Source organism: Belnapia sp. F-4-1, assembly GCF_000802185.1.
Lineage (GTDB): Bacteria > Pseudomonadota > Alphaproteobacteria > Acetobacterales > Acetobacteraceae > Belnapia.
Genome location: NZ_KN676113.1, coordinates 478,010 through 502,368 on the forward strand (window position 1 = coordinate 478,010; position 24,359 = coordinate 502,368).

General features: G+C 71.7%; 28 protein-coding genes and 1 pseudogene. 13 read left to right on the top strand and 16 right to left on the bottom strand.

Going from position 1 to position 24,359, the window contains the following annotated elements; genetic code table 11:
* Positions 1-79 precede the first annotated feature (79 nt).
* Positions 80-2,293, top strand: coding sequence for an excinuclease ABC subunit UvrB (gene uvrB / locus LH62_RS02485; protein ID WP_043359017.1), 2,214 nt, complete (start codon positions 80-82; stop codon positions 2,291-2,293).
* A 61-nt stretch (positions 2,294-2,354) separates the two neighbouring features.
* On the top strand, positions 2,355-2,870 hold the full coding sequence (locus LH62_RS02490; RefSeq protein ID WP_043359019.1) for an SRPBCC family protein: 516 nt from the start codon (positions 2,355-2,357) through the stop codon (positions 2,868-2,870).
* A gap of 146 nt (positions 2,871-3,016) precedes the next feature.
* On the opposite strand, the gene LH62_RS02495 is transcribed toward LH62_RS02490, so the two are convergent.
* From LH62_RS02495 to LH62_RS02505, 3 genes are all read right to left on the bottom strand, one after another.
* Positions 3,017-3,433, bottom strand: a complete 417-nt coding sequence (locus LH62_RS02495; RefSeq protein WP_236552455.1) for a response regulator — start codon at positions 3,431-3,433, stop codon at positions 3,017-3,019.
* Positions 3,434-3,688: 255 nt separating this feature from the next.
* Complete coding sequence (locus tag LH62_RS02500) at positions 3,689-5,092, bottom strand: ATP-binding protein (RefSeq protein WP_043359021.1); 1,404 nt, start codon at positions 5,090-5,092, stop codon at positions 3,689-3,691.
* Positions 5,093-5,098: 6 nt separating this feature from the next.
* A complete protein-coding gene (locus LH62_RS02505; protein WP_052213634.1) occupies positions 5,099-6,241 on the bottom strand; it encodes a penicillin-binding protein activator in 1,143 nt (380 codons plus the stop codon).
* Positions 6,242-6,282: 41 nt separating this feature from the next.
* Here LH62_RS02505 and rsmI point away from each other — a divergent pair, with 41 nt between their 5' ends.
* Positions 6,283-7,128, top strand: a complete 846-nt coding sequence (gene rsmI, locus LH62_RS02510) for a 16S rRNA (cytidine(1402)-2'-O)-methyltransferase (RefSeq protein ID WP_369796818.1) — start codon at positions 6,283-6,285, stop codon at positions 7,126-7,128.
* Positions 7,115-7,978 (top strand): hypothetical protein, encoded by an 864-nt coding sequence (locus LH62_RS02515; RefSeq protein WP_052213636.1) that lies wholly within the window; start codon positions 7,115-7,117, stop codon positions 7,976-7,978. Before rsmI ends, LH62_RS02515 begins: the two co-directional genes overlap by 14 nt.
* Here the strand turns inward: LH62_RS02515 and hemW are convergent.
* Positions 7,975-9,126, bottom strand: coding sequence for a radical SAM family heme chaperone HemW (gene hemW / locus LH62_RS02520; RefSeq protein WP_043365036.1), 1,152 nt, complete (start codon positions 9,124-9,126; stop codon positions 7,975-7,977). The genes LH62_RS02515 and hemW overlap by 4 nt on opposite strands.
* Before the next feature lie 64 nt (positions 9,127-9,190).
* Here hemW and LH62_RS02525 point away from each other — a divergent pair, with 64 nt between their 5' ends.
* From LH62_RS02525 to LH62_RS31775, 4 genes and pseudogenes are all read left to right on the top strand, one after another.
* Positions 9,191-9,598 carry an MAPEG family protein gene (locus LH62_RS02525; RefSeq protein ID WP_043359023.1) on the top strand — a complete coding sequence of 136 codons (408 nt, stop codon included), beginning with the start codon at positions 9,191-9,193 and terminating at the stop codon, positions 9,596-9,598.
* Positions 9,599-9,627: 29 nt separating this feature from the next.
* Positions 9,628-10,005, top strand: a complete 378-nt coding sequence (locus tag LH62_RS02530; protein ID WP_043359025.1) for a rhodanese-like domain-containing protein — start codon at positions 9,628-9,630, stop codon at positions 10,003-10,005.
* A gap of 4 nt (positions 10,006-10,009) precedes the next feature.
* Positions 10,010-10,491: pseudogene (locus LH62_RS31770) on the top strand (3-hydroxyacyl-CoA dehydrogenase NAD-binding domain-containing protein); the annotation flags it as partial.
* Positions 10,492-10,554: 63 nt separating this feature from the next.
* A complete protein-coding gene (locus LH62_RS31775) occupies positions 10,555-10,932 on the top strand; it encodes a 3-hydroxyacyl-CoA dehydrogenase family protein (RefSeq protein ID WP_369796819.1) in 378 nt (125 codons plus the stop codon).
* Positions 10,933-10,974: 42 nt separating this feature from the next.
* On the opposite strand, the gene LH62_RS29010 is transcribed toward LH62_RS31775, so the two are convergent.
* The 5 genes from LH62_RS29010 to LH62_RS02560 form a co-directional block, all read right to left on the bottom strand.
* Positions 10,975-11,130 (bottom strand): DUF3309 domain-containing protein, encoded by a 156-nt coding sequence (locus LH62_RS29010; protein WP_043359027.1) that lies wholly within the window; start codon positions 11,128-11,130, stop codon positions 10,975-10,977.
* Positions 11,131-11,202: 72 nt separating this feature from the next.
* The gene (locus LH62_RS02545; protein WP_043359029.1) at positions 11,203-12,522 is read right to left on the bottom strand and encodes a TRAP transporter large permease; all 1,320 of its coding nucleotides are present in this window, start codon (positions 12,520-12,522) and stop codon (positions 11,203-11,205) included.
* Positions 12,522-13,031: a TRAP transporter small permease gene (locus LH62_RS02550; protein ID WP_052213637.1), complete on the bottom strand. Its 510-nt coding sequence runs from the start codon at positions 13,029-13,031 to the stop codon at positions 12,522-12,524. Before LH62_RS02550 ends, LH62_RS02545 begins: the two co-directional genes overlap by 1 nt.
* Before the next feature lie 50 nt (positions 13,032-13,081).
* Positions 13,082-14,074 (bottom strand): TRAP transporter substrate-binding protein, encoded by a 993-nt coding sequence (locus LH62_RS02555; protein ID WP_043359031.1) that lies wholly within the window; start codon positions 14,072-14,074, stop codon positions 13,082-13,084.
* Positions 14,075-14,167: 93 nt separating this feature from the next.
* Positions 14,168-14,833, bottom strand: a complete 666-nt coding sequence (locus tag LH62_RS02560) for a dienelactone hydrolase family protein (protein ID WP_043359035.1) — start codon at positions 14,831-14,833, stop codon at positions 14,168-14,170.
* A 2-nt stretch (positions 14,834-14,835) separates the two neighbouring features.
* Between LH62_RS02560 and LH62_RS02565 the strand changes: the two genes are divergently transcribed.
* The 3 genes from LH62_RS02565 (at position 14,836) to LH62_RS32280 (ending at position 15,764) form a co-directional block, all read left to right on the top strand.
* Entirely contained in the window at positions 14,836-15,075 is a 240-nt protein-coding gene (locus LH62_RS02565; RefSeq protein WP_236552456.1) for a DUF4169 family protein, read from the top strand.
* A 38-nt stretch (positions 15,076-15,113) separates the two neighbouring features.
* Positions 15,114-15,557, top strand: a complete 444-nt coding sequence (locus LH62_RS02570; protein WP_043359038.1) for a hypothetical protein — start codon at positions 15,114-15,116, stop codon at positions 15,555-15,557.
* Positions 15,558-15,641: 84 nt separating this feature from the next.
* Positions 15,642-15,764 (top strand): hypothetical protein, encoded by a 123-nt coding sequence (locus LH62_RS32280; RefSeq protein ID WP_255359978.1) that lies wholly within the window; start codon positions 15,642-15,644, stop codon positions 15,762-15,764.
* Positions 15,765-15,782: 18 nt separating this feature from the next.
* On the opposite strand, the gene LH62_RS02575 is transcribed toward LH62_RS32280, so the two are convergent.
* The 5 genes from LH62_RS02575 to LH62_RS02595 are packed head-to-tail and all read right to left on the bottom strand — an operon-like array spanning position 15,783 to position 19,080.
* Positions 15,783-16,226 carry an MgtC/SapB family protein gene (locus LH62_RS02575; protein WP_052213638.1) on the bottom strand — a complete coding sequence of 148 codons (444 nt, stop codon included), beginning with the start codon at positions 16,224-16,226 and terminating at the stop codon, positions 15,783-15,785.
* A gap of 11 nt (positions 16,227-16,237) precedes the next feature.
* Entirely contained in the window at positions 16,238-17,332 is a 1,095-nt protein-coding gene (gene ychF, locus LH62_RS02580) for a redox-regulated ATPase YchF (RefSeq protein WP_043359040.1), read from the bottom strand.
* A 12-nt stretch (positions 17,333-17,344) separates the two neighbouring features.
* Positions 17,345-17,803 carry a hypothetical protein gene (locus tag LH62_RS02585; protein ID WP_043359042.1) on the bottom strand — a complete coding sequence of 153 codons (459 nt, stop codon included), beginning with the start codon at positions 17,801-17,803 and terminating at the stop codon, positions 17,345-17,347.
* Positions 17,803-18,378, bottom strand: coding sequence for an aminoacyl-tRNA hydrolase (pth, locus tag LH62_RS02590; RefSeq protein WP_043359043.1), 576 nt, complete (start codon positions 18,376-18,378; stop codon positions 17,803-17,805). Before pth ends, LH62_RS02585 begins: the two co-directional genes overlap by 1 nt.
* Positions 18,379-18,390: 12 nt before the next feature.
* Positions 18,391-19,080: a 50S ribosomal protein L25/general stress protein Ctc gene (locus tag LH62_RS02595; RefSeq protein WP_043359044.1), complete on the bottom strand. Its 690-nt coding sequence runs from the start codon at positions 19,078-19,080 to the stop codon at positions 18,391-18,393.
* A gap of 220 nt (positions 19,081-19,300) precedes the next feature.
* Here LH62_RS02595 and LH62_RS02600 point away from each other — a divergent pair, with 220 nt between their 5' ends.
* Entirely contained in the window at positions 19,301-21,922 is a 2,622-nt protein-coding gene (locus tag LH62_RS02600; RefSeq protein ID WP_043359045.1) for a DUF2339 domain-containing protein, read from the top strand.
* Here LH62_RS02600 and LH62_RS02605 read toward each other — a convergent pair.
* Positions 21,894-22,487: a histidine phosphatase family protein gene (locus LH62_RS02605; RefSeq protein ID WP_052213639.1), complete on the bottom strand. Its 594-nt coding sequence runs from the start codon at positions 22,485-22,487 to the stop codon at positions 21,894-21,896. The genes LH62_RS02600 and LH62_RS02605 overlap by 29 nt on opposite strands.
* A gap of 2 nt (positions 22,488-22,489) precedes the next feature.
* Positions 22,490-23,107 (bottom strand): glutathione S-transferase family protein, encoded by a 618-nt coding sequence (locus LH62_RS02610; protein ID WP_043359047.1) that lies wholly within the window; start codon positions 23,105-23,107, stop codon positions 22,490-22,492.
* A 140-nt stretch (positions 23,108-23,247) separates the two neighbouring features.
* On the opposite strand from LH62_RS02610, the gene LH62_RS02615 reads away from it, so the two are divergent.
* A complete protein-coding gene (locus LH62_RS02615) occupies positions 23,248-24,345 on the top strand; it encodes a branched-chain amino acid aminotransferase (protein WP_043359048.1) in 1,098 nt (365 codons plus the stop codon).
* The last annotated feature ends 14 nt before the right edge of the window (positions 24,346-24,359 follow it).

Below are 24,359 nucleotides of genomic sequence, written 5' to 3' on the forward strand. Positions count from 1 at the left end.
GCCCGGGGGGGCTTCGGCCCCCCTTTGTTGCAGGTTTTTTGCTGGATTTAGCCGCCGCGAAGTCCAATTTAAGTGGGCGATGAACCAGATCCTCCCGCCCGTGATGTTCTACCCGCCGAAGCGGCCCGCCCCGCCGCCGGAGCGGCGGCTGAAGGGCGTCTCCCCCCTCGAGCCGAATGGCGACCAGCCCGAGGCCATCAAGCAGCTCGCCGCGGGCCTCAAGGCCGGCGAGCGCGACCAGGTGCTGCTCGGCGTCACCGGCTCGGGCAAGACCTTCACCATGGCGAAGGTGATCGAGCAGCTGCAGCGCCCGACGCTGATCCTTGCGCCGAACAAGACGCTCGCGGCGCAGCTCTACGGCGAGATGAAGAGCTTCTTCCCCGAGAACGCCGTCGAGTACTTCGTCTCCTACTACGACTACTACCAGCCCGAGGCCTATGTGCCGCGGACGGACACCTACATAGAAAAAGACGCGCAGATCAACGAGCAGATCGACCGCATGCGCCACTCCGCCACCCAGTCCCTGCTGGAGCGGAACGACGTGGTCATCGTCGCCTCCGTTTCCTGCATCTACGGCATCGGCTCGGTCGAAACCTATTCGCGGATGGTGGTGAAGCTCGAGCTCGGCGGGCAGATCGAGCGCGACGTGCTCGTCAAAGGCCTCGTCGAGCAGCAGTACCGCCGTAACGACGCCTTCTTCGCCCGCGGCACCTTCCGCATCCGCGGCGAGACGGTGGACATCTGGCCTTCCCACCTCGAGGACCGCGCCTGGCGCATCAACCTCTTCGGCGACGAGATCGACGGGCTCAAGGAGTTCGACCCGCTGACCGGCGAGATCACGGCCGAGATGCAGCGCGTCCATATCTACGCCAACAGCCACTACGTCACGCCGCGACCGACGATGCAGCAGGCCATCATCTCCATCAAGGCGGAGCTGAAGCAGCGCCTGGCGGAGCTGCACGAGGCCGGCCGCCTGCTGGAGGCGCAGCGCCTGGAGCAGCGTACCCAGTTCGACATCGAGATGCTGGAGACCACCGGCTCCTGCAAGGGCATCGAGAATTACAGCCGCTACCTGACCGGCCGCCGCCCCGGCGAGCCGCCGCCGACGCTCTTCGAGTACCTGCCCGAGAACGCGCTGCTCGTTGTCGACGAAAGCCACGTCACCGTCGGCCAGCTCGGCGGCATGTACCGCGGCGACTTCGCGCGGAAGAGCGTGCTGAACGAATTCGGCTTCCGCCTGCCCTCCTGCACCGACAACCGCCCGCTGAAATTCGAGGAATGGGAAGCCTACCGCCCCGAGACCGTCTTCGTCAGCGCGACGCCGGGCCCGTGGGAGATGGAGCGGACGGGTGGCGTCTTCGCCGAGCAGGTCATTCGCCCGACCGGCCTGATCGACCCGGTGACAGAAATCCGCCCCGTCGAAGGCCAGGTCGATGACCTGCTCGCCGAATGCCGCGACCAGATCGCCAAGGGCGGCCGCGTGCTGGTGACGACGCTGACCAAGCGCATGGCCGAGGACCTGACCGACTACATGACGGAAGCGGGCATCAAGGTCCGCTACCTGCACTCCGACGTGGACACGCTGGAGCGCATCGAGATCATCCGCGACCTCCGCCGCGGCGTCTTCGACGTGCTGGTCGGCATCAACCTGCTGCGCGAGGGGCTCGACATCCCTGAATGCACGCTGGTCGCCATCCTCGATGCCGATAAGGAGGGCTTCCTCCGCTCCGCCACCTCGCTGATCCAGACCATCGGCCGCGCCGCGCGCAACGCCGAGGGCCGCGTCGTCCTTTATGCCGACCGGATGACCGACAGCCTCAGGAAGGCGCTGGAGGAGACCGAGCGGCGCCGCACCAAGCAGATGGCCTGGAACGCCGAGCACGGCATCACGCCGACGACCATCAAGCGGCAGATCGCCGATGTCATGCAGTCGGTCTACGAGCAGGATTACGTGACGGTCGAGGCGGTGGAGGGCGATGCCTCCGCGCAGTTCATCGGCAGCAACCTGCGGGCCACCATCGCCGATCTGGAGAAGCGCATGCGGGCAGCGGCGGCCGACCTGGAGTTCGAGGAGGCGGCCCGGCTGCGCGACGAGATCAAGCGCATGGAGGCGCTCGACCTCGGGCTGGAGCCGAACCTCGCCGGGCGCAGCCTGCAGGAGAGCGCGCCGAAGGCGCCGGCCAAGGGTCCAGGCCGGCCCAAGGCCGACTGGAAGCCGAAGCCGCTTGGCCCCGGCGGCGGCGGCTACGACCCGGAGAAGCGGCGGGGCGGGCGGAAGCGCGCCCGCGCCTGAGGCCGGGGAACGGCCCTGCCCTGCCTGACGTTTTGCCAGGCACAGGCAGGAGGAAACCCAAATGGGCGAGTTCACCGGCAGGATCAGGATCGACCGTCCCGCGGCGGAGGTCTTTGCCTTCCTCTCCGACCCGACCGCCATGCCGCGCTACCTCGAGACCGTGCAGCGCGTCGAGCAGCAGGGGCCGGGGCGCATCGCCATGGAGGGCGAGTCGCATGGGCACGCCTACCGCGACGAGGGCTGGATCCAGGTCGAGGCGGAGGCGCGGCGGATGCGCTGGGGCTCCGACAGTCTCAAGGACTACGGCGGGGAGATGGTGGTGACCGAGGCCGAGGGCGGGGCCGAGGTGTCGATCCGCCTCAGCATCGTGCCGGAGCCGAAGGTTGCCGAGCGGATGGAGCGGGAGTCGGGCGCCGTCGACCATGCCATGCGGATTGCGATGGAGCGGACCCTGGGCGCCATCAAGGCGGCTTGCGAGGGCGGTGGCGACCCGGCGCCGGATGGATCGCGCAGTGGCGACGACCTGCCGGACAGCCGGCCCTTCGGCAGCAGCGCGACCCTCAATCCCGACATCTGACGGGTTGGATCGAAGGTCCGCCGGATTTCGCCTTCGGGCCGCTGGAGCGGGTTCCGTTCGCACCGGCCCATGGACCCCGCTCTGGCTCGTTGTGTTGGCGAGCAAATACCTTCGATCGGATGATGTCCATCCGATCGGGGTTTGCTCTACCGGTCAGGCCCGAGCGGCTGGCGGAGTGCGGTGCGGCGCAGGACCCGGAGGAGATTCTGCGGATCGAAGGGCTTGTGCACGGTCGGGACGCCGGCATAACGTCCCTGACCGGGATCGTCGCCATAGCCCGTCATGAAGACGAAGGGCACGGCGCGTCGGGCCAGCTGGTCCGCCACTGGCAGGGCGCTGCGACCGCCGAGATTCATGTCGAGCAGGCAGGCATCCAGCCCGCCATTGGCACAGGCGATTTCGATGCGGTAGAGCGCTTCCTCGACCGAGCTGGCGGTACCGAGCACGGTGGCGCCGGCTGCCGCCAGCTCATCCTCGACCAGCATGGCGACCAGCGCCTCATCCTCGATGATGAGGAGGCGGAGCGCACCAAGGCTGGCCTGGGTATCGTCCGAGAGCCTCACGGTTATCATGCATCCTTCAAGGGCAACCGAGTGAGAACAGCACACCTCGGCCCTGTCGGTCTGTACGGTTGAACACCGCCACGGTTCAGGAGCGACTTCCGCTCGCACCGGCTCACGGACCCTGCTGCGGCTTATGGTTCCTCTGGCCGAATCCCGGTCAGGTCATAGCTGCGGCGCGGCATTGCGGCGTGGGAAGAGCAGTCGTCAAGGGCCGGTCCTGGCGGTGTGGGTACGGTTTCGACGCGCCGTCATGCGTCAGGCGGCGGGGCCAGCCGGCAGCCAGACCTTGAAGCAGGCGCCGCTGCCCGGCTCGCTCTCGATCAGCAGCAGACCGCGGTGGCGGTTGACGATGTGCTTGACGATGGCAAGCCCCAGCCCCGTGCCGCCGGCGCTGCGCGAGCGGCCGCGGTCGACGCGGTAGAAGCGCTCGGTGAGGCGGGGAATGTGCTCGGGCGGGATGCCGGGGCCGTCGTCCTGCACCGAGACAAGCACGCCGGCGCGGTTGGGCAGGCGCGCGCCCCCGGTGCAGCGGGCGACGGCGAGGCGCACGGCGCCGCCCTCGCGGCCATGCCGGATGGCATTCTCGAGCAGGTTGCGCAGCACCTGGGCCAGCTGCTCGGCATCGGCCGGCGCCGCGAGGGCGCCGGGCTCCAGCTCGGCCGCGAGGCTCGCCTTGCGGGCGCGGAAGAGCGGCTCCAGCGCATCGGCCTCGGCGCGGGCGATGGCGGCGAGATCGGCCTGGCCGGTCGGCGGCTGGTGCTCGGCCATCTCGATGCGGGAGAGGCCGAGCAGGTCATCGATCAGCCGGCGCATGCGCTCCGACTGCTCGGCCATGATGCCGAGGAAGCGCTGGCGGGCGGCGGGGTCGTCCTCGGCCGGGCCGCGCAGCGTCTCGATGAAGCCGATCAGGCTGGCGAGCGGGGTGCGCAGCTCGTGGCTGGCATTGGCGACGAAATCGGCGCGCATCCGCTCCACCGCGCGCTCGCGCGAGCGGTCGGAGAGGACGATGACGATGCGGCCGCCATCGGCCAGCGGCGGGTCCATCGGGATGACCTGGGCGGCGATCTCCCGGGTCACCCGCACGGGGAGGGCGATGTCGGCGGTCTGCGGGCGGCCCTCGGCCAGCGCCCGGTCGACGGCATCGGCGAGCATGGGGTGGCGCAGCAGGGCGGCGACATCGCCGTCGCGCGGCGGACCCTGGTCGGCCGCGCCGAAGAGCGCGCGGGCGGCGGCATTGGCACGCAGCGGGCGGCGCCCCGGCGAAAGGACCAGGAGCGGGTCGGGCAGGCGCTCGACGATCGCCTCGTCGGCGCGGCGGAGGCGGCCGACCAACTCGCCCTGGTCGGCGAGCGTCCGGGCGAGGCGGGCGACGCCCTCGGCGATCTCGGCGACGGCGGGCAGCAGGGGCGTGCCGTCGGGCGGGACGAGGCGGCCATCGGCGGCGGCGGCGCGGCGCAGCGCCTCGGCGAGGCGGGCGAGGTTGCCGATCCAGAGCTGGGCGATGGCCAGCGCGCCGAGACTGCAGCTGACGAAGGCGAGCAGGCCGGGGCCGGGGGCGAGTTCGCCCTCGGCCAGGAGCAGGAGCAGGGTGAGCGCAGGCACGGCGCCGATCAGGCCGGCGGCGGCGAAGATCCGGCCGGTCGGAGCGCGGGCGGGCATCCCCGGCTAGCTGGCGCCGGGGATGGGGGCCGGCTGGACGAGGCGGGGCTCGCCCGAGGGGTCGACGGCGAAGATGGCGAGGCCGTGCTGGGCGATCCCGTCCGGGCCGAGGCGGACGGGGCCGTCGGCGCCGAGCATCGCCTCGCCGACCGGGGCCATGCCCACACGGGCGGCGCGGCTGGCGAGCGCCGCCGCGTCATAGGCGACGCCGGCGAGGCGGGGCGGCCGGTCGCCGAAGGCTGATTGGTAGCGCTGGTCGAAGCCGGCCCGCGTCGCCGGGTCGGCGGCGGGGAACCAGGCGCCGGCAAGGGCGGGTTCCTGGGCGACCACCGGGTCCTGCGCCCAGAGCACCGTGCCGAGGAGGCGGGGCTTCGCTGGCAGCGCGGTCGAGAGGGTTTGGGCGGCGGCGCGGGCGCGCTCCCCACCGAGGCCGAGCAGGACGGCGTCCACCCCCTCCGGCCCGGCCTGGGCGGCGAGGTCGCGGGCGGCGGCGGCGCTGTCGCCGAGCCGGGCCTGGAGTACGACGACCGGCGCGGGAAGGCCGAGGGCGGGCAGGCGGGAACGCAGCGCGGCGGCGAGGCGGCGGCCGAATTCATCGTCCGGGGCGATGAGGCCGAAGCGGCGCGCGCCGGCCTCGGCGGCGGCGGCGGCCACGCGCTCGGCCTGCTCGGCAGGCGTGGTGCCGAGCACCCAGACGCCGTTGCCGGCCTGGGCGGCATCGCTGGTGAAGGCCATCACCGGGGCGCCGGAGGCGCGGGCCTGGCCGGCGACGGCGGCGGTCTCATTCAGGGTCAGCGGGCCGGCGAGCGCCCGGGCCCCCTCCCCCAGCGCGGATTGCGCGGCCTGGGCGGCACCGGAGGGCGTGCTGGCGGTGTCGCGGGGGAGGAATTCGATGCCCGGGTCGTTCTGGTCGAAGAGGGCAAGCTGGGCGGCGTTCAGCATCGCCTGGCCGAGCGGGCGGTTGGAGCCCGAGAGCGGCAGCAGCAGGCCGACGCGGGTGCGCGGAATCTCCGGCAGCGGCGCGGCCTGGGCCGGGTAGCCAGGGGTCACATAGGCCGGCGGGGCTTGCGCGACGCAGGCCGCAAGGGGAAAGAGCAAGGCGAGCCGCAGCAGGTGGCGAAGCGGGGTGCGGCGTGACGGAACCGGCAAACGAACCTCCTGACCCTTCCCCCGATGGTGCGCTGCCAGGGCTGACCCTGGTGGCGACGCCGATCGGCAATCTCGGCGATCTCTCGCCCCGCGCGCTGGCCACGCTGCGCGGCGCCGATGCCGTGCTCTGCGAGGATACCAGGGTAACCGGCGCCATGCTGGCACGGCATGGTGTTTCGGTGACCCTGCTTCCTCTGCACGAGCACAACGAGGATGACCAGACCCCACGGGTGTTGGAGCGGCTGCGGGCGGGGGAGCGGATCGCCCTCGTCTCCGATGCCGGAACGCCGCTGGTCTCCGACCCTGGCTATCGGCTGGTGCGGGCGGCCATCGCGGCGGGGCTGAAGGTGGGCGCGGTACCGGGGCCGAACGCGGCGGTGATGGCACTGACGCTGTCCGGCCTGCCGCCGCATCCCTTCCTCTTCCACGGCTTCCTGCCGTCGAAGTCGGGGCCGCGGGCGGCGGAAATCGCGCGGCTGCGGGCTGCGGAGCGGGCCGGGCTCAGCGCCAGCATCGTGTTCTACGAGGCGCCGCACCGGCTGGCGGAGACGCTGGCGGCGCTGGCGGAGGGGCTCGGGGGAGAGCGGCCGGCCGCGGTCGCGCGGGAGATGACGAAGCGCTTCGAGGAGGTCAGGCGGGGCAGCCTCGCCGCGCTCGCCGGCCACTATGCGGCGGAGGCGGCGCGGGGGGAGATCGCGGTCGTGATCGGGCCGGCGCCGGAGGAGGCGACCGGCGAGGCGGAGCTGGACCGGGCACTCCGCGATGCGCAGGCGGCGGGGATGAGCCTGCGCGACGCCGCGGCGGCGGTGGCGGCGGCGACCGGGCTGCCGCGGAAGCAGGTTTATCGGCGGGCGCTGGAACTCGGGGGCGGCGATGGCGAAGGCTAAGGGCGGCAAGGCGGCGGTCGCGGCGCAGGAGCGGCGGGTGATGCGGGTGCTGGAGGATAGCACCACCGAGATCGACCATCAGGTCAACGGGGCGCAGGACATCGCATTCGACGCCATGGAGGCCACCGGCAAGGAGCGCCTGGACCTCGCCGCCAAGGCCCTGCAGGCCAGCCCGCTCTGCGTCGATGCCTGGGGCATCCTGGCGAGCGAGGCGCCGGAGGGGCTGCCTTTCACCCTGGAATTGTGGCGCCAGGCGGTGGCGGCGGGCGAGGTGTTCATCGGTCCCTGGCGGATGGCGCAGTGGCGCGGCGAGTTCTGGTCCGTCATCGAGACCCGGCCCTATATGCGGGCGCGGCAGGGGCTCGCCTTCGAGCTGCACCGGCAGGGGATGGTGGCGGAGGCGATCGACACGCTGCGCGGCACGCTGGCGCTGAACCCGAACGACAACCAGGGCCTACGCTACATCCTGCTCGACTGGCTGCTGGAGGCCGATGCCCTGGCCGAAGCGGCGGCGCTGCACCAGGCCTATGACGAGGACAGCAGCGCGGCCTGGCATTACGGCGCGGTGCTGCTCGCCTTCCGCCAGGGTGGCGAGGCGAAGGCGGCGGAGGCGCTTCCGGCCGCGCTCGGGACCAATCCGCATGTGCCGGGGCTGCTGCTCGGGCGGGTGCCGATGCCGGCGGAGTCACCAGAGTATTACAGCCCGGGCGATGCGGATGAGGCGGCGGTCTATTGCGAGACCGGGGCGGCCGGCTGGCGGGCGGCACCGGGGGCGCTGGAATGGCTGGCGCGGGCGGTGCCGGGAGAGCCGACGGCGGCGCCAAAGCGCCGGGCGCGAGCCAAGGGTTAACGCAGCAGGACGGGGAGCATGGCGTCGAGGCGCATGCGGCCCTCGTCCGTGGCGCGGAGGCGGCCGGCCCCGGTCCATTCGAGATAGCCTTCCTCGATGCAGGCGAGGAGCATCGCCGGGTCGAGCGCCTCGGCCAGCGGCAGGCTGCTGCGGGCCTCGATGCGGGCGGGGTCGATGCCCTCGGCGAGGCGGAGGCCCATCAGCAGGGCCTCGCGGGCGCGGTCGGCGGGGGTGAGTTCCTCCTCCCCGGCCGTGCCGTGGCCCTGCCGGGTGACGCGGGCGAGCCATTCCTCCGGCGCGCGGTGCCGGCGGGTGGCGATCATGGCGCCGTCCAGCAGCAGGCGCTGATGGGCGCCGGGGCCGATGCCCAGGTAATCGCCATAGCGCCAGTAGGCGAGGTTGTGGCGGCTCTCGGCGCCGGGCCTGGCGTAGTTGGAGACCTCGTAGGGGGCGAGGGAGAAGCGGGCGGCCTCCTCCACCGTCGCCCAGTAGAGGCGGGCGGCCTCGTCCGGGTCGGGCAGGGTGAAGGCGCCGCGGGCGTATTCCGTGGCGAAGCGCGTGCCGGGCTCGATGGTCAGCTGGTAGAGCGACAGGTGGTCGGCGGCCAAGGCGAGGGCCTGGCGAAGCTCGGCGCGCCAGGCTGCCTCGGGCTGGCCGGGGCGGGCATAGATCAGGTCGAAGCTGAGCCGGGGGAAGATGGCGCGGCCGGTCTCGAGCGCGGCCACCGCCTCCGCCGCGCTGTGCTCGCGGCCGAGGAAGCGGAGCGCCGCCGGGTCGAGCGCCTGGATGCCGAGGGAAAGACGGTTGACGCCTGCGGCCCTGATCTCGGTGAGGCGTGCGGCCTCGACGCTGGTGGGGTTGGCCTCCAGCGTCACCTCGAGGTCGGGCGGAGCGGCGAAGAGGTGGCGGGCTTCCTCGACCAGGGCGGCGACGGTCGCGGGCGGCATCAGGCTCGGCGTGCCGCCGCCGAAGAAGATGCTGGCGAGCGGGCGGGGGCCGAGCCGTGCCGCCTCGTGCCGCAGTTCGCGCAGCAGCCCATCGCGCCAGGCGGCCTGGTCGATCTCCTCGCGGACATGGCTGTTGAAGTCGCAATAGGGGCATTTGCGCAGGCAGAACGGCCAGTGGATGTAGAGCGCGAGGGGTTCCATGATGGGCCCGATATGGCGATGCGCGGGCGGCTTGTCGAACGCGGAGCCATGGGGGACCTCATTCATGGCGCTTCCGGTCACGGCCCTCTATGCCGCGCTGCTCGGCCTGCTCTACGCAGCATTGACCCTCCTGGTGGTGCGCGGGCGCTTCGGCAGCGGGGTGATGCTCGGCACCGGCGAGGATAAGGGGCTTTTCCGCGCGGTCCGGGCGCATGCGAATTTCGCCGAATACGTGCCGCTGGTCCTGGTCCTGATGGCGCTCGGCGAGGGGATGCGGCTCTCCTCCTTCCTGCTGCACCTGCTGGGGGCGGCGCTGGTCGTGGCGCGGGTGCTGCACGCCATCGGCATCAGCCGGGAGCCGGACCTGCGCGCGGCGCGGGGCGGCGGGGCGGTGCTGACGCTCGTGGTGCTGATCGCGGCCAGCATCGCGGTGCTGGGGCGGGCGCTTACGGCGACCAGCGTGTTGGGTTAGCCTCCTCCCTTCAACGAGGAGGAAGGCCGATGCCGAAGACCGTGAAGGAGATGGTCGCCGCCGCCAATGCCGCGGTGCCGCGGATCAGCGCCGCCGAGGCGCAGGCGCTGCATGCCAAGGGCGAAGCCGTGTTCATCGACCTGCGCGAGCCGGCCGAGATCGCCGCCTCGGGCAAGGTGCCGGGGGCGCTGGCCATCCCGCGGGGCCTGCTGGAATTCCGCGTCGATCCGGAGAGCCCGGCGCGCGACCCGGCGCTCGGCAAGCCGGTGGTCGTCACTTATTGCGCCTCGGGCGGGCGCGCGGCGCTGGCCGGGCAGATGATGCAGGAGCTCGGCTATGCCGATGTCCGCAACCTCGGCGGGTTCAAGGACTGGGCCGAAGGCGGCGGGCCGGTGGAGAAGGGCTGAGACCATGCGGCCCGTCCGCCGCATCGCGGTCATCGGCGCCGGGACGATCGGCGCGAGCTGGGCCGCCTGGTTCCTCAGCCGCGGGCTGGAGGTGGTGGCGAGCGACCCTTCGCCGGGCGCGCCGGAGCTGATCCGGCGCATGGTGGAGGGGGCCTGGCCCATCCTGCAGCAGCTCGGCGCGGTGGAGGGGGCCGATCCGGGGCGATGGTCCTTCGAGCCGGATCCGGTGAAGGCAGTCGCCGGCTGCGATGCGGTGCAGGAAAGCGCGCCGGAGCGCTACGAGTGAAGCAGCCCCTGCTGCGCGCCATCAGCGTGGTGCTGCCGGAGGATGTGCTGATCCTCTGCTCCTCCTCGGGCCTGCTGGTGAGCCGGCTGTCGGAGGGCTGCACGCATCCGGGGCGGGTGGTGATCGGACATCCTTTCAACCCGCCGCACCTCATCCCGTTGGTCGAGGTGGTCGGCGGCGGCACGGCGAGCGCGGAGGCGGTGCAAGCGGCGGTCGGGTTCTACCGCGGCATCGGCAAGCATCCGATCGTGCTGAACAAGGAGGTGCCGGGGCACCTGGCGAACCGCCTGCAGGCCGCGCTCTGGCGCGAGGCGGTGCATATGGTGGCGGAAGGCGTCGCCAGCGTCGCCGATGTGGATGCGGCGATCGCCCAGGGGCCCGGGCTACGCTGGGCACTGATGGGGCCGCATGCCACCTTCCACCTGGCGGGTGGCGAGGGTGGCTACGAGCACTTCATGCACCACCTGATGCCGGCGGTGACGAGCTGGTGGGAAAGCCTCGGCAACCCGGTGCTGACGCCGGAATTGCAGCGGGCGCTGATCGAGGGCGTCGCGCAGGAAACCGGTGGACGGCCGATCCCCGCCCTGGCGGCGGAGCGGGATGCCGCGCTGGTGCGGCTGCTGGCCGCCAAGGCTGGCTGAGGCGGCACCCGCGAGGCCGCGGCACGGCCTCGCGGGGGTTGGTCACAAGCGGCCGGTCAGGGCCATGACCAGCAGCACGATGACGATGATGCCAAGGATGCCGCTCGGGTAGTATCCCCAGCCCGAGCTGTAGGGCCAGGTCGGCAGCACGCCCAGAAGCACCACGATCAGGATGATCAAAAGGATCGTCGAGTTCATCGCTTGCCCTCCGTCCGGCACCGTGCCGGTGCGGAGGGAGAACGTTGGCACATGGGGCCGGTTTCGATCACGTCAACGCAGAAACTCCGGCGAGACGAGGTTCGGCAGCACCAGCACGATCGAGGGGAAGAGGATGATCAGCGCCAGCACCGCAAACATTGGCATCAGCATGATCATCGTATCCTTCAGCGCATCGCCGACGCGCATGCCGGCCACCGAGCAGGCGATCATCAAACACAGCCCGTAAGGCGGCGTCACCAGGCCGAAGGCCAGCGAGACGATGCCGATCATGGCGAAATGCACCGGGTCCATCCCGACGGCCTGGGTCAGCGGCTGCAGGATGGCGCCGACGATGATGATGGCCGGGATGGCATCGAGGAAGCACCCGACCACGAGGAAGACCGCGGCGATGAAGAAGCCGGTGCCGATCCGCCCCATCCCCCAGGCCTGCACGCCGGAGAGCAGATATTCCGGGATCTGGTAGAAGGCGAGCAGCCAGCCGAAGGCCGAGGCGGTACCGACGCAGAAGAGGGTGACGCCCGCCAGCCGCCCGGTATCGCCGAGGGCGTTGATCAGCCCCTTCCAGTCCATCTCGCGGTAGACGAGGAGGGAGAGGATGCCGGCATAGAGCACGGCAATGCAGGCGCTCTCCGTCGCGGTGAACCAGCCGAAGATCTTGCCGCCGATGATGATGAGCGGCGTCAGCAGGGCCGGGATGGCGACGAAGAAGGCCTGGCCGATCTGCCCGAGCGTCGCCCGCGGATAGGTCGGGTAGCCGCGCGCCTTCGCATAGGCATGGACGGTCGCCATCTGCACGCCGGCGATCAGCGCGCCGGGGATGACGCCGGCGAGGAAGAGCGCGCCGATCGAGACGGTCAGCACTCCGCCCCAAACGATCATCAAGATGGAGGGCGGGATGATGACGGCGAGCACCGCCGAGACGGCGGTGATGGCGACGGAGAAGCTGTCGTCATAGCCCTCCTTCCGCTGCGCCTCGATGAAGATCTTCGACTGGCTCGCGGCATCCGCCGTGCTGCTGCCGGAGATGCCGGCGAAGAAGAAGGAAAGCACGACGTTGATCTGCGCGAGGCCGCCGGGGAAATGCCCGACGAGCGAGCGCGAGAGGGTCATCAGCCGGTCGGTGATGCCGCCGATGTTCATCAGGTTGGCGGTCAGCAGGAAGAAGGGGACGGCGAGCAGGATGAAGGAGTTGTAGGCGTTGAAGGTTTCCTGCGCGAGCATCATGGGCGAGAGCCGCGGCTCGATCAGCAGGATCGGCAGGCAGGCGAGGCCGAGCGAAACGGCGACGGGGACGCGCAGCACCAGCAGCGTGAAGAAGATGCCGAAGAGGATGGCGGCCGCGCTGCCGGCGTCGAGGACATTGCCGCCCATCACGCAGGCCTCCGCAGCACGGCGATGGCATTCAGCATCCGCTCCGCCTCGAAGAGCAGCCAGACCGCGCCGGCGATCGGCCAGGCGGCATGGATGATCCAGAGCGGCAGCTCCGCCAGCTCGCTGATGCGGTAGATGGCGAACTCCGTGAACTCCCAGCCCCACCAGAGGAAGACGAAGGCGAAGATCAGGACGAAGCTGCCGGAGATCAGCTCGACCCGCGCCTCGCCGATGGGCGAGAGGCGGGGAAAGACGTCGACGACGAAATGCGTGCCCTCGCGGACGGCCAGCATGGCGCCGAGCATCACCGCATAGACCAGGCAGAAGCGCGCCAGCTCCTCCGTCCAGATGTAGGCGGGGATGAGGGGCGTGTAGCGGGAGAGGATCTGCAGCGTCACCGGGAGAACGAGGATGGCGACGCTCAGGATCAGCAGGAAGGCGATGAGGCTGGCGAGCGCGCCGTTGACGCGGCGCAGCAGGGCCGGCGCGCCGGGCGACGTATTCGGCATGGGGCGTCCTTGCAGGCGGCGCCGGGGCAGGCCCGGCGCCGCGGCCTCGGTCAGGCCGTGAGGGCGTTGATGCGGTTGAGGATGCCCTCGGCATCGATCTCGCGCGCATAGGTGGCCATCACCGGGTCCACCAGGCGCTTCATCTCCGCGCGGTCGGTGAACTCGACCCGGTGCAGGCGGCCGGCTTTCTCCAGCGTCTCGAGGATCTGGCTGTCGGCGCCGGCCTCCGCGGTGCGGTGGAAGGCGCTGGCTTCCTTGCCTGCCCGCCTGATGGCGGCCTGGAGGTCGTTCGGCAGCTTCGAGAGGGTCTGCACCGAGACGCAGAGCGGGCGGATGGTGATGGCGTGCTGCGTCATCGAAAGCTGCGGCGCCACCTCGTAGAAGCGCATCTGCTCGACGCCGGCCGCCTCGTTCTCGCCGCCGTCGATGACGTTGTTCTGGATGGCGTTGTAGATCTCGTTATAGGCGATGACCGTCGGAGACATGCCGATGGCCGAGAAGGTGCGGGACCAGATCGGCGCGCCCTGGACGCGGACCTTGAGGCCCTTCAGCGCGGCGAGGTTGGCCACGCGCTTGTTGAAGAAGATGTTGCGCACGCCGCCGCCGCCATAGCCGATCATGGCGACGCGGGCGCGCTTCTCGACCTCGTCGGCGACCGGCTTGAACATGTCCTGGTCGAGCACCGCGTTCCAGTGGGCGACGTCGCGGAACAGGAAAGGCGCATCGACGAAGGGCGCGGCCTTGGAGAAGGTCGACATGTGGGCGGGGGAGACGATAGCGTAGTCCACCGCCCGGCCCTGCGCCATGTATTCGAAATACTGCTTCTCGAGGCCGAGCGACGAATTCTTGTGCAGCACGAAATTGATCGGCTTGCCGTAGTACTGCTTCACCAGCTCCTCGAAGCGGACGAGGGCCTTGGTGTAGGGATGCTCGTCACCGAACTGGGAGGCGCCGTTCAGGGTGATGGTGCCCTGGGCGCGGACCGGGACGGCGAGGAGGGCGGGCGCGGCGAGGGCCGCGCCGAACAGGGACCTACGATGCATCATTCTCCCCCTTGGACGGCCGGCTTGGTGCCGGACTGGTGGAGGGGAGACTAGCCGCAAATCATCCGGGGTGGGAACAGCCTCCCGGCCGCCCTAACCGAGGTGTTTGGCGAAGAAGGCCAGCGTCCGCTCCTGTGCCCTGGCCGCGTCGGCCGGGACATAGCTGCCCCGCTCCTCGCAGCCGAAGCCATGGCCAGCGCCTCCGTAGACGAAGACCTCGACGCCGGGCTGGGCGGCGCGGATGGCCTCGACATCGGCGAGCGGGATGGAGGCGTCGGTTTCGCCGAAATGCAGCTGCACGGGGCAGGCCGGCTGCTCCGCCTTCGCCGCGGCGATGCCGCCGCCATACCAGCCGACGCTGGCGGCAAAGGCGCTGCTGCGCGTCGCGCCATGCCAGGCGACGGTGCCGCCCCAGCAATAGCCGACAATGCCGCGCCGCGCCCCGCGCGGCAGGGCAGCGGCGGCGGCGAGGATGTCGAGCAGGGTCTTGCCGGCATCGATGGTGCCGCGCAGGTCGCGGCCACAGGCAACGTCGGCGGCCTCGTAGCCGAGCTCGACGCCGCGCTCGCTGCGGTCGAACAGGGCGGGGCAGACGACGGCGTAGCCCTCCCTGGCGAAATCGTCGCAGACCCGGCGCATGTGGCGGTTCACGCCGAAGATTTCCTGGACGACCACCAGGGCCCGTTTCGCGTCGGCCGGGCCGGCGGTGTAGGCGCTGAGGACATGGCCGTCGGCTGCGGTAAGCTCGATGGTCGGCATGGATGGACCCTCCCCTTCTGGGCTGCTGCGCCTATGCTGCGGGGATGGGCGATATCGTCAACCTGAAGCAGGTGAAGAAGCGGCAGGCGCGCGAGCGGGCCTCGGCCGAGGCGGCGGCGAATCGGGCGAAGCACGGCCGGACGGCAGCCGAGAAGGCCAATGACCGGCGGGCCGAGGCACGGCGGCAGGCGCTGCTCGATGGCGCGCAGCGGGGGCCAGAGGCTTGCCAGGATGAGGGTTGAGGGTTTTCCTCGCGCAACGCCATCGCCCGGGGACATGCATGCGCCAATACCTTCCCGCCATCGGCCTGCTGCTGCTGGCGGCCTGCGCCAATGAAACCGCCCTGCCGGAGGCCACCTCCGTCCAGGCGCGCAACAGCACCGCCCCCGCGCGGCCCGCGGCGCCGACGACGAGGGTGGCGACCTTTGACGGCCGCTGGGTCGGCACCATCACCCTCCAGCCGGACCGGACGCGGGAATGCCCGCGGGCACCCTCGGGCGATCGTGAGATCGCCGTGACGCAGGGGCAGGCGGTGTTCGTCCTCGACCAGCAGATCCGCCAGAGCCAGAGCGGCTTCGTCAACGCCGACGGCTCCATCCGCATGGTGGATTCGCTGGACCGGACCATCGCCACCACGGGGCTCTTCGCCGATGGGGTGTTCCAGGGCGAGTACCGCAACGGGCTCTGCGCCTATGCGGTGCGCATGGTGAAGCGGGGTTCCTGATGCCGCCCACCCGCCCGGCGTCGCCTCGCCGGCTTCCCGCCGAGCGTCTCGTCGAATAGCCATGCGGTGGAGGCGGAGGGCTGGGTGAGTCTGACCGGGCAGCTCGGACGGAAGCTCGACGATCCGGCAGCGCCGCTGCCGGAGGGCTGCGCCGCGCTGGCGCTTGGCGCGGTGGTGGAGATCGAGGCGGTGGCGCACCGGGACTGAGGTGCGGCAGCCCGATGGCTATTTCGGCCCGTCCTCCAGCGGCGGGGCGCGGCGCTCGATCCAGGTGGAGGCGCGGCGCAGCAGCACATGGGCGAAGAAGACCAGCGCGGTGAGGCCGAGCGCCATGCCGTAGTCGCCGAGCCCGGCCGCGGTGCCGATGGCGGCGACCGCCCAGAAGGTGGCGGCGGTGGAGAGGCCGCGCACCGTCATCCCATGGTGCAGGATGACGCCGGCGCCGAGGAAGCCGACGCCCGAGGCGATGGCGCCGAGCGCCGGGCCAGGGTTGGCGCCGCCGTGCCCGACCGCGATGCGGGCGAAGACGCAGGCCGCGGCCGCGACGATGGCGGAGGAGCGGAGGCCGCCCGGATGGCGGCGCCACTCCCGCTCCGCCCCGATCAGCGCGCCGAGGCCGAAGGCGATGATGACGGCGAGAGCGCTGGTCGGGAAATCGGCGGGAAGCATCCGCCGCGACGCTACACGTTGAAGCGGAAGAGCAGGACGTCGCCGTCCTTCACCACGTACTCCTTGCCCTCGACGCGCATCTTGCCGGCTTCCTTGGCGCCCTGCTCGCCGCCGAGGGCGACGTAGTCGTCATAGGCGATGGTCTCGCAGGCGATGAAGCCGCGCTCGAAGTCGCCATGGATGACGCCGGCGGCCTGCGGCGCCTTCATGCCCCGCGTGATGGTCCAGGCCCGGGTCTCCTTCGGGCCCACGGTGAAGTAGGTCAGCAGGCCGAGCAGGGCGTAGCCGGCGCGGATAACGCGGTCGAGGCCGCCCTCGGTCAGGCCGAGGCTTTCGAGGAAGTCGCCGCGATCCTCCTGCGCCATCTGGCTGATCTCGGCCTCGATGGCCGCCGAGACGATCACCGCGCTGGCCCCCTGCGCACGGGCCATGGCGAAGACCCGCTCCGAATGGGCGTTGCCGGAGGCGGCCGAGGCTTCCTCCACGTTGCAGACATAGAGCACCGGCTTGGTCGTCAGCAGCTGGAGGCGCTTCGCCGCCTCCTCCTCCCCCTTCGGCACGGCGGTGCGGGCCGGCTTGCCGTCCTGCAGGGCGCGCACGATGGGGTCGATCAGCGAGAGCTGCTGCGTCGCCTCCTTGTCGCCGTTGCGGGCGCGCTTCTGCAACCCGACCTGGCGCTTCTCCAGCCCGTCGAGGTCGGCGAGCATCAGCTCGGTCTCGACCGTCTCGGCGTCGCGCACCGGGTCGACGCTGCCCTCGACATGGGTGATGTCGCCATCCTCGAAGCAGCGGAGGACGTGGACGATCGCGTCCACCTCGCGAATGTTGGCGAGGAACTGGTTGCCGAGGCCCTCGCCCCGCGAGGCGCCGCGGACGAGGCCGGCGATGTCCACGAATTCCAGCGTCGTGGGCACGATCTTCTGGCTCTTGCCGATCTTCGCCAGGGCCTGGAGGCGCGGGTCGGGCACGCCGACGCGGCCGACATTCGGCTCGATGGTGCAGAAGGGGTAATTCGCGGCCTGGGCGGCGGCGGTCTCGGTCAGGGCGTTGAAGAGCGTGGACTTGCCCACATTGGGCAGGCCGACGATGCCGCAGTTGAAACCCATGGGGCGGTACTCCTAGGCGGCGAGGGCTTGGGCCAGCGCCTCGGCGATGGTGGCGGCGGCGATGCGGGCGGCGCCGTCATCGGTGGGGAGGGAAAGGGCGGCGGCGCGAATGGCCGGCACCAGCAGCGCGGGCGCGGCGCCGGCACGGCGGGCGGCGGCGGCGACCGGCTCGGCCGCATTGCCGCCCGGAGCGATGAGGTCAGCGGCCTCCAGCAGCAGCGCGGCCTTCAGCGCGGCCTCGCCGGCGGCGGCCATGGCGAGGCGCTGGCGGCGGATGTCGGAAAGCGGGCCGCCCATCGGGTCGCCGGGCGTCACCGCGGCGGCGCTGCGGAGCGAGGCGGCGGCCGCAGCCAGGGCACCGGCCTCGCGCACCAGGGCGGCGGCCAGCGCCGCGGCGCCATTGGCGAAATCCTCGGGACCAGGGCCACCCATCATCCCGGCGGCGAACTCGGCCTCGTCCTCGGGCTGCATCAGCGCGTTTCCTGGGTCAGCAGGGCGATGCGGGTCATCGCTTCCTCCGGCTTGCCGGTGGCGAGCAGGGGGGCGATGTCGGCCACGGCGTCGAGCAGCGGCTCGAGCCAGGTATCGACCTTGGCGAAATTGCCGAGCACATGGCCGGTGACGCGGTCCTTGTGGCCGGGATGGCCGATGCCGAGGCGGACGCGCCAGAAATCCGGCGTGCCGAGGGCGCGCTGCATGTCGCGCAATCCGTTATGGCCGGCGGCACCGCCGCCGCGCTTCACCCGCACCTTGCCGGGGGCGAGGTCGAGCTCGTCATGGAAGGCCCAGATGTCGCCGGGCGCGATCTTGTGGAAGGCGGCGGCGGGCTGCACCGACTCGCCGGAGCCGTTCATGTAGGTCTGCGGCTTGAGGGCGAGGACCTTCACGCCGGCGATGCTGCCCTCGGCGACGAGGCCCTTGTAGCGGCTGCGCCAGGGGGAGAAGCCATGGCGCCGGGCGACCGCGTCCAGCGCCATGAAGCCGATATTGTGGCGATGCCGCGCCTGGGAGGGCTCGGGGTTGCCCAGGCCGACCCAGAGCAGCATCGCCAATCGTCCTTACTTCTTCTTCGCGGGCGCCTTGGCGGCGGCCGGGGCGGCAGCGGCGCCGCCCTTGGCGGCCTTGCCCTTCGGCGCCGTCTCGGTGGCGGGGGCGGCGGCCGGGGCGATCACCTCCTCCACCACGGTCGGGGCGGCGATGGTCGCCACCACGAAGTCGCGGTCGAGCACGGCCTGGGTGCCGAAGCTGTCCTGCACGGCGGACCAGCGCAGGCTGTCACCGATGCCGGCCTCGGCCAGGTCGATCTGGAAGGCCTCCGGCACGGCGTCCGGATCGGCCAGCACCTCGACCTCGCGGCGGACGAGGTTCAGCACGCCGCCGGCCTTGAGGCCGGGGCAGGTGTCCTCGTTGAGGAAGGCGACCGGCACGCGGACGCGGATGCGCTGGCCGGCGGCAAGGCGCTGGAAGTCGACATGGATCGGCCGGTCGGTGACCGGGTGGAACTGGATGTCGCGCATCAGGGTGCGCTCCGTCCCGCCGCCCTTGACCGCGACCTCGTACAGGTGGCTCTGCCAGCCGCCCTTGTGCAATTCCTTCATCACGTCGCGCGGGTCGAGGGCGATCAGCGTCGCCTCCTGCTTCGCGCCGTAGATGACTGCGGGGACAAGACCCCCCCTCCGAGTTGCGCGCGCCGCCCCCTTACCGGCCTGCTCACGCGCCTCGGCCTCGATCCGGATGGTTTGGACCATGGTCGGTGCTCCGTCTGCTCAGGATATGGACCCGGCGTGGGGCCGATCGCCCAACGCCAAGGGCGCGGGCCTCCAGGGGTGCCCGCGACGGAGCGGGCCTTAGCGGATCGGGGGGCCGGGCGCAACTGCGGCGGATGGTGCCGCCGCTTTGTGAAAACCGGCTTGGAACCGCAACAGGCTGTGGCTTGACCTGCCCGGTGCGCGCATGGAGCGTTCCGGGATGGAAGGCTTCCTGATTCTGCTCGTGCTCGGCTTCTTCCTGGGCTGGGCGCTGGGCATCGCCGGGTATCGCAAGGCGAGCGCCTTGCAGCGGCGGGTGGCGGCGCTGGAGGAGGCGGTGCGGACCGGGGCGCCGCTCGCCGCGCCGGCGCCACGGCCGCCATCGCCCTGGGACCGGCCCGTGGAGGCGCCAGCGCCGCAGCCGGCAGCGGAGGCGCCGCCCGTGCCGGAGCCGGTCGCGGAGCCGGAACCGGCCGCGGCGGCAGCGCCGAAGCCGGCGCGGCCGGGTATCGAGGAGTTGCTGACCCTTCGCTGGGGCGTGTGGCTCGGGGCGGCGGCGCTGCTGCTGGCGGGCGTCTTCCTGGTGCGGACGGCGGTGGAGGAGGGCTGGCTCGGGCCAGGGCCGCGCTGCGTGCTGGCCGGGCTGCTCGGCCTGGCGCTGATCGGCGGCGCGGCCTGGATGCGGCGGCGGCCGGCGGAAGAGCGGCCCGGCATCCCCTGGCCGGACCAGGCGCCGGCGGCGCTGGCGGCGGGCGGGCTCGCCATCCTCTTCGGCGCTGCCTATGCGGCGGGGCCGATGTACGGGCTGCTGCCGCCGCTCCTCGGCTTCGGGCTGCTGGCGGCGGTGGCGCTGGGGGGGATCGCGCTCGCGCTGGTCTTCGGGCCGGTGGTGGCGGCGATCGGCATCGCGGGCGCCTATGGGACGCCCGCCTTGGTGGAGACGCAGGACCCGTCGCTGCCGGGGCTCTTCCTCTATCTGCTGGCGGTGACGGTGGCGGCGCTCGGCGTGCTGCGGCAAGTGGGTGCGGCCTGGCTCGGCTGGTGCGCGGCCGGGGCCTCGGCGGCCTGGGTGTTGGTCGGTGGGATGATTGCCGGGGATACGGGCGCGGTCTGGGCCCCTGCCCTCTTCGCGCCCATGGCGGCGGCGCTGCATGTCGGGCTGCTGCCAGGCGCGGCGCTGGACAGGGGCATCGGGCGGCGGCTGGCGCTGCTGCCCTTCGCGCTGCTGGCGGCGGCGGGGCTGGTGCTGGTGCCGGGGGCCACGGGGCTCGGGCCGGCGGTCGGGGTGCTGCTGTTCTCGGTGGTCGGGCTGGCGGCGGCGGCGCGCGAGGGGCGGCTGATGCCCCTGCCCTTCCTTGCCGCGCTGGCCGGGCTGCTGATGCTGCTCGGCTGGACCATCCCCGACTGGCTGATGCCGGAGGAGGCGGTGACCATCGATGGGGTGGTGCAGGCGCTGCTGCCGACGCGCCCCTGGCCGCCGGAGGCGCTGCTGCCCTTTCTCGGCGCGGCGGCGGCGCTGGCCGCGATGCATGGTTTGATGGGCGCCTGGCGGGAGCGGCGCGGCGTGCGGCCGGTCGCCTGGGCGGCGCTGCCGGCGGCCGTGCCGGTGCTGGTGCTGCTGGTCGCCTATGCGCGGGTGCGGGGCTTCGCGCTCGATGGGCGCTGGGCGCTGGCGGCGCTCGCCCTGGCGGCGGCATCAACGGGGCTCGCTGTGCTGGCGGCGCGGGCGGGCGAGGTGCAACGCGCAGGCGCCCATGCGGCGGGGGCGATGGCGGCGCTGGCGCTCGGCGCGGCGATGGTGCTCACCGACCAATGGCTGACGCTCGCCGTCGCGCTCTTCCTGCCGCCGCTCGCCTGGGTCGAGGGCCGGAGCGGGCTCGATCCGCTGCGCCGGGTGGCGCTGGCCGTCGCGGGCGTGGTGCTGGTGCGGCTGCTGCTGAACTGGCATGTGGCCGACTACGCGGTCGGGGCGACCCCGGTGCTGAACGGGCTGCTGCCGGCGTACGGCGTGCCGGCCGCCTGCTTCGCCCTGGCGGCGGCGATGTTCCGGCGGCGGCGTGACGATGCGCTGGTCGGCGTGCTGGAGGCAGGGGCGCTCGGCTTCGTCACCGTGCTGGTGCTGCTCGAGATTCGCCATGCAATGACCGGTGGCGACTGGACCGGGCGCGCGGAGTGGAGCCTTGCCGAGGCGGGGCTGCAACTAAGCGCGCTGGCGCTACTGGCAAGCCTAGTCCGTTGGCTGGAGCGGCGGCTCGGCGGCAGGCGGGTGCTCGGCTGGGGGTGGCGGCTGCTCTTCCTCGGCGTCGTGGGGTTCGGCGTCGGGCTGGTGCTGGACAACCCGGCCATCGACCGCTGGGGGGACCTGCTGCCGGTGCCGGTCTTCAACGAGCTCGCACTCGCCTATCTGGTGCCGGCGGCGCTGGCGGGGCTGGCGGTGCGAGGCTTGGTGCCGCGCTGGATCGCGCGGCTGCTGGCGCTCTACGCCCTGGTGGCGGGCTTCGCTTGGGTGACGCTGGAGGTGCGGCACCGCTTCCACCCGGAAGCGATGCCGCTCTGGCTCGGCGATGTCGAAGGGTCGGAGCTCTATGCCTACAGCATCGCCTGGCTCGGCTTCGGCGCGGCGCTGCTGGCGCTCGGCATCCGGCAGGGGGTGGCGTCGCTGCGGCTGGCGGCGCTCGGGGTGATCGGACTGACCATCCTCAAGGCCTTCTTCGTCGACATGGCCGAGCTCGAGGGGCTGTGGCGGGTGCTGAGCTTCCTCGGGCTCGGCCTGGCGCTGATCGCGCTGGGCGCGGTCTATCGGCGCTTCGTCGTCACTCCGGCGCCAGTTCCGCCGGGGTGACGACCCACATGGTGCCGCCATCCGCGGGCGGCTCGCAGCGGATGGGCAGCGCGTTCGGCGTCCGCACATTCGGCTCGTGGCCGAAGGCGAGGCGCAGCGCGCGGAACAGGGCGCCATGGGCGACGACCAGCACCGGCCCCGGCCTCGCCGTCGCCCGGTTGATGGCGGCGACGGCGCGGGCCAGCAGCGCGTCGAAGGGCTCGGCGCGGTCCGGGGTGTAGTGGCCGGCGATCCAGTCGTCGTACCAGTCGCCCATCGGCTGGCCTTCCTGCTCGCCGAAATTGACCTCCTGCAGCCCCTCGTCGAACTCGACCGGCAGGCCGAGCGCCTCGGCGGCGATTTCGGCCGTCACCTTGGCGCGGACCAGGGGCGAGGCGACGACGGTGGCGATGCCGCCGATCCCCGCCAGCGTCTTCGCGGCGCGCCGGGCCTGGGCCAGGCCGACGCTGTTCAGCGGGATGTCGGTGCGGCCCTGGGACCGCCCCTCCGCATTCCAGTCCGTCTCGCCATGGCGGAGGAACCAGAAGGGGATGCGGTTGAGGCTCGCCACCATGTCCCCTGGCATGCTCAGGCGAAGCCTTCGGCGGCCATGGTGCGCTGCACCGAGGGGCGGGCCTTCATCCGCTCGTAATGCGCGGCGACGTTCGGCGGCAGGGTCTTGTTGAGCCGCGCGGACCACCAGAAGGAGACGTAGAAGAGCGCGCTGTCGGCGAAGGAGAACTCGCCGAGCAGGTAGTCCTTGCCGGCCAGCGCCTTGTCGAAGAGGCCGAGGCCCTTCTCGAAGATCTCGGCGCCGCGGGCCTTCACCGCCTCATGGTCCGCCTCGTTCGGGGCAAAGTTGGCGGGGCGGAAGATGCGGGAGAAGCCCTGCATGTGCAGCGTGGCCACGGCGTAGTCGGTGTATTCCAGCGCCTTGGCGAGGCCCTCGGCATCCTTCGGCAGCAGCTTCGCCTCGGGGAAGCTGCTGGCGAGCCAGAGGGCGATGGCCGGGTATTCGGTCAGCACCGAGCCGTCGTCCCGCACCAGGGTCGGCACCTTGGACTTCGGGTTGATGCTGGTGAACTCGGGCTTGAACTGGGCGCCTTCCTTGGTGTTCAGCAACGCCGCCTCGTAGGGCTTGCCGATCTCCTCCAGCAGCACATGGATGCCGATGGAGCAGGCGCCGGGGGCGTAATAGAGCTTCATGGGGGTTCCCTCCGCGTTCGTGTCGGCGGCAGATGAGCCGAGGCGCGGGCGGGCGGCAAGGGGGATTCGGGGTGGGTTCAGGCCACCGGAGTGTTACGCTATGGTGGCAGCCAGACCCCAGTCACAACGGAACGGGCGCAATGCCATCCTCTCCTGAGACCACCATCAGCGTCACCCGCACCAGGACGCCGCAGCGCCGTCCGGAGGATGCCTCCCTCTCCTTCGGCAAGGCTTTCACCGACCACATGTTCCTGATGGAGTACGAGGAGGGGCGCGGCTGGCACGACCCGCGCGTGGTGCCCTACGGCTCGCTGACGATGGACCCGGCCACCTCCGTGCTGCATTACGGCCAGGCGGTGTTCGATGGGCTGAAGGCCTTCCGCGGCGCCGATGGCCAGGTGCGGCTGTTCCGGGCGCAGCGGCATGCGGAGCGGCTCAACCGCTCCTGCGCCGCGCTCTGCATCCCGGAGATGGATGCGGACCTCATCCGCCGCAGCTTCGAGGCGATTGTCGCCGCCGACCATGAGTGGGTGCCGCGCAGCCCCGGCACCTCGCTCTACATCCGCCCGACGGTGGTGGCGACGGAGGTGATGCTCGGTGTGCATCCGGCGCATCGCTATACCTATTTCGTCATCTGCTCGCCGGTCGGCTCCTACTACAAGGAGGGGGTGAAGCCGGTGCGCATCCTGGCGACGGACAAGTATGTCCGCGCCGTGCAGGGCGGGCTCGGCGAGGCGAAGACGGCGGCCAACTACGCCGCCTCGCTCTCGGCGCAGCGCGATGCGGAGCGGCAGGGCTACACCCAGGTGCTCTGGCTGGATGCGATCGAGCGGCGCTGGATTGACGAGGTCGGCACCATGAACATCATGCTCCGCATCGGCGACGAGGTGATCACCCCGCCGCTCGGCGGCACCATCCTCGATGGCGTCACGCGAAACTCGGCGCTGACGCTGATGCGCGACTGGGGCCTCACCGTCTCCGAGCGGCGCATCGCCATCGAGGAGGTGATGCGGGCCGGGCAGGACGGCTCGCTGCGGGAGATGTGGGGCACGGGCACCGCGGCCGTGGTCTCACCGGTGGGCGAGCTGGGCTACAAGGACCAGCGGATCGTCATCGGCGGCGGGCAGACGGGCGAGCTGACCCAGCGGCTCTACGACGCCATCACCGCCATCCAGTATGGCCGCGCGCCCGACCCGCATGGCTGGACGAGCGTGGTGGAAGCGCCCGTCGCGGCCTGAGGCGAGGCTGGTAG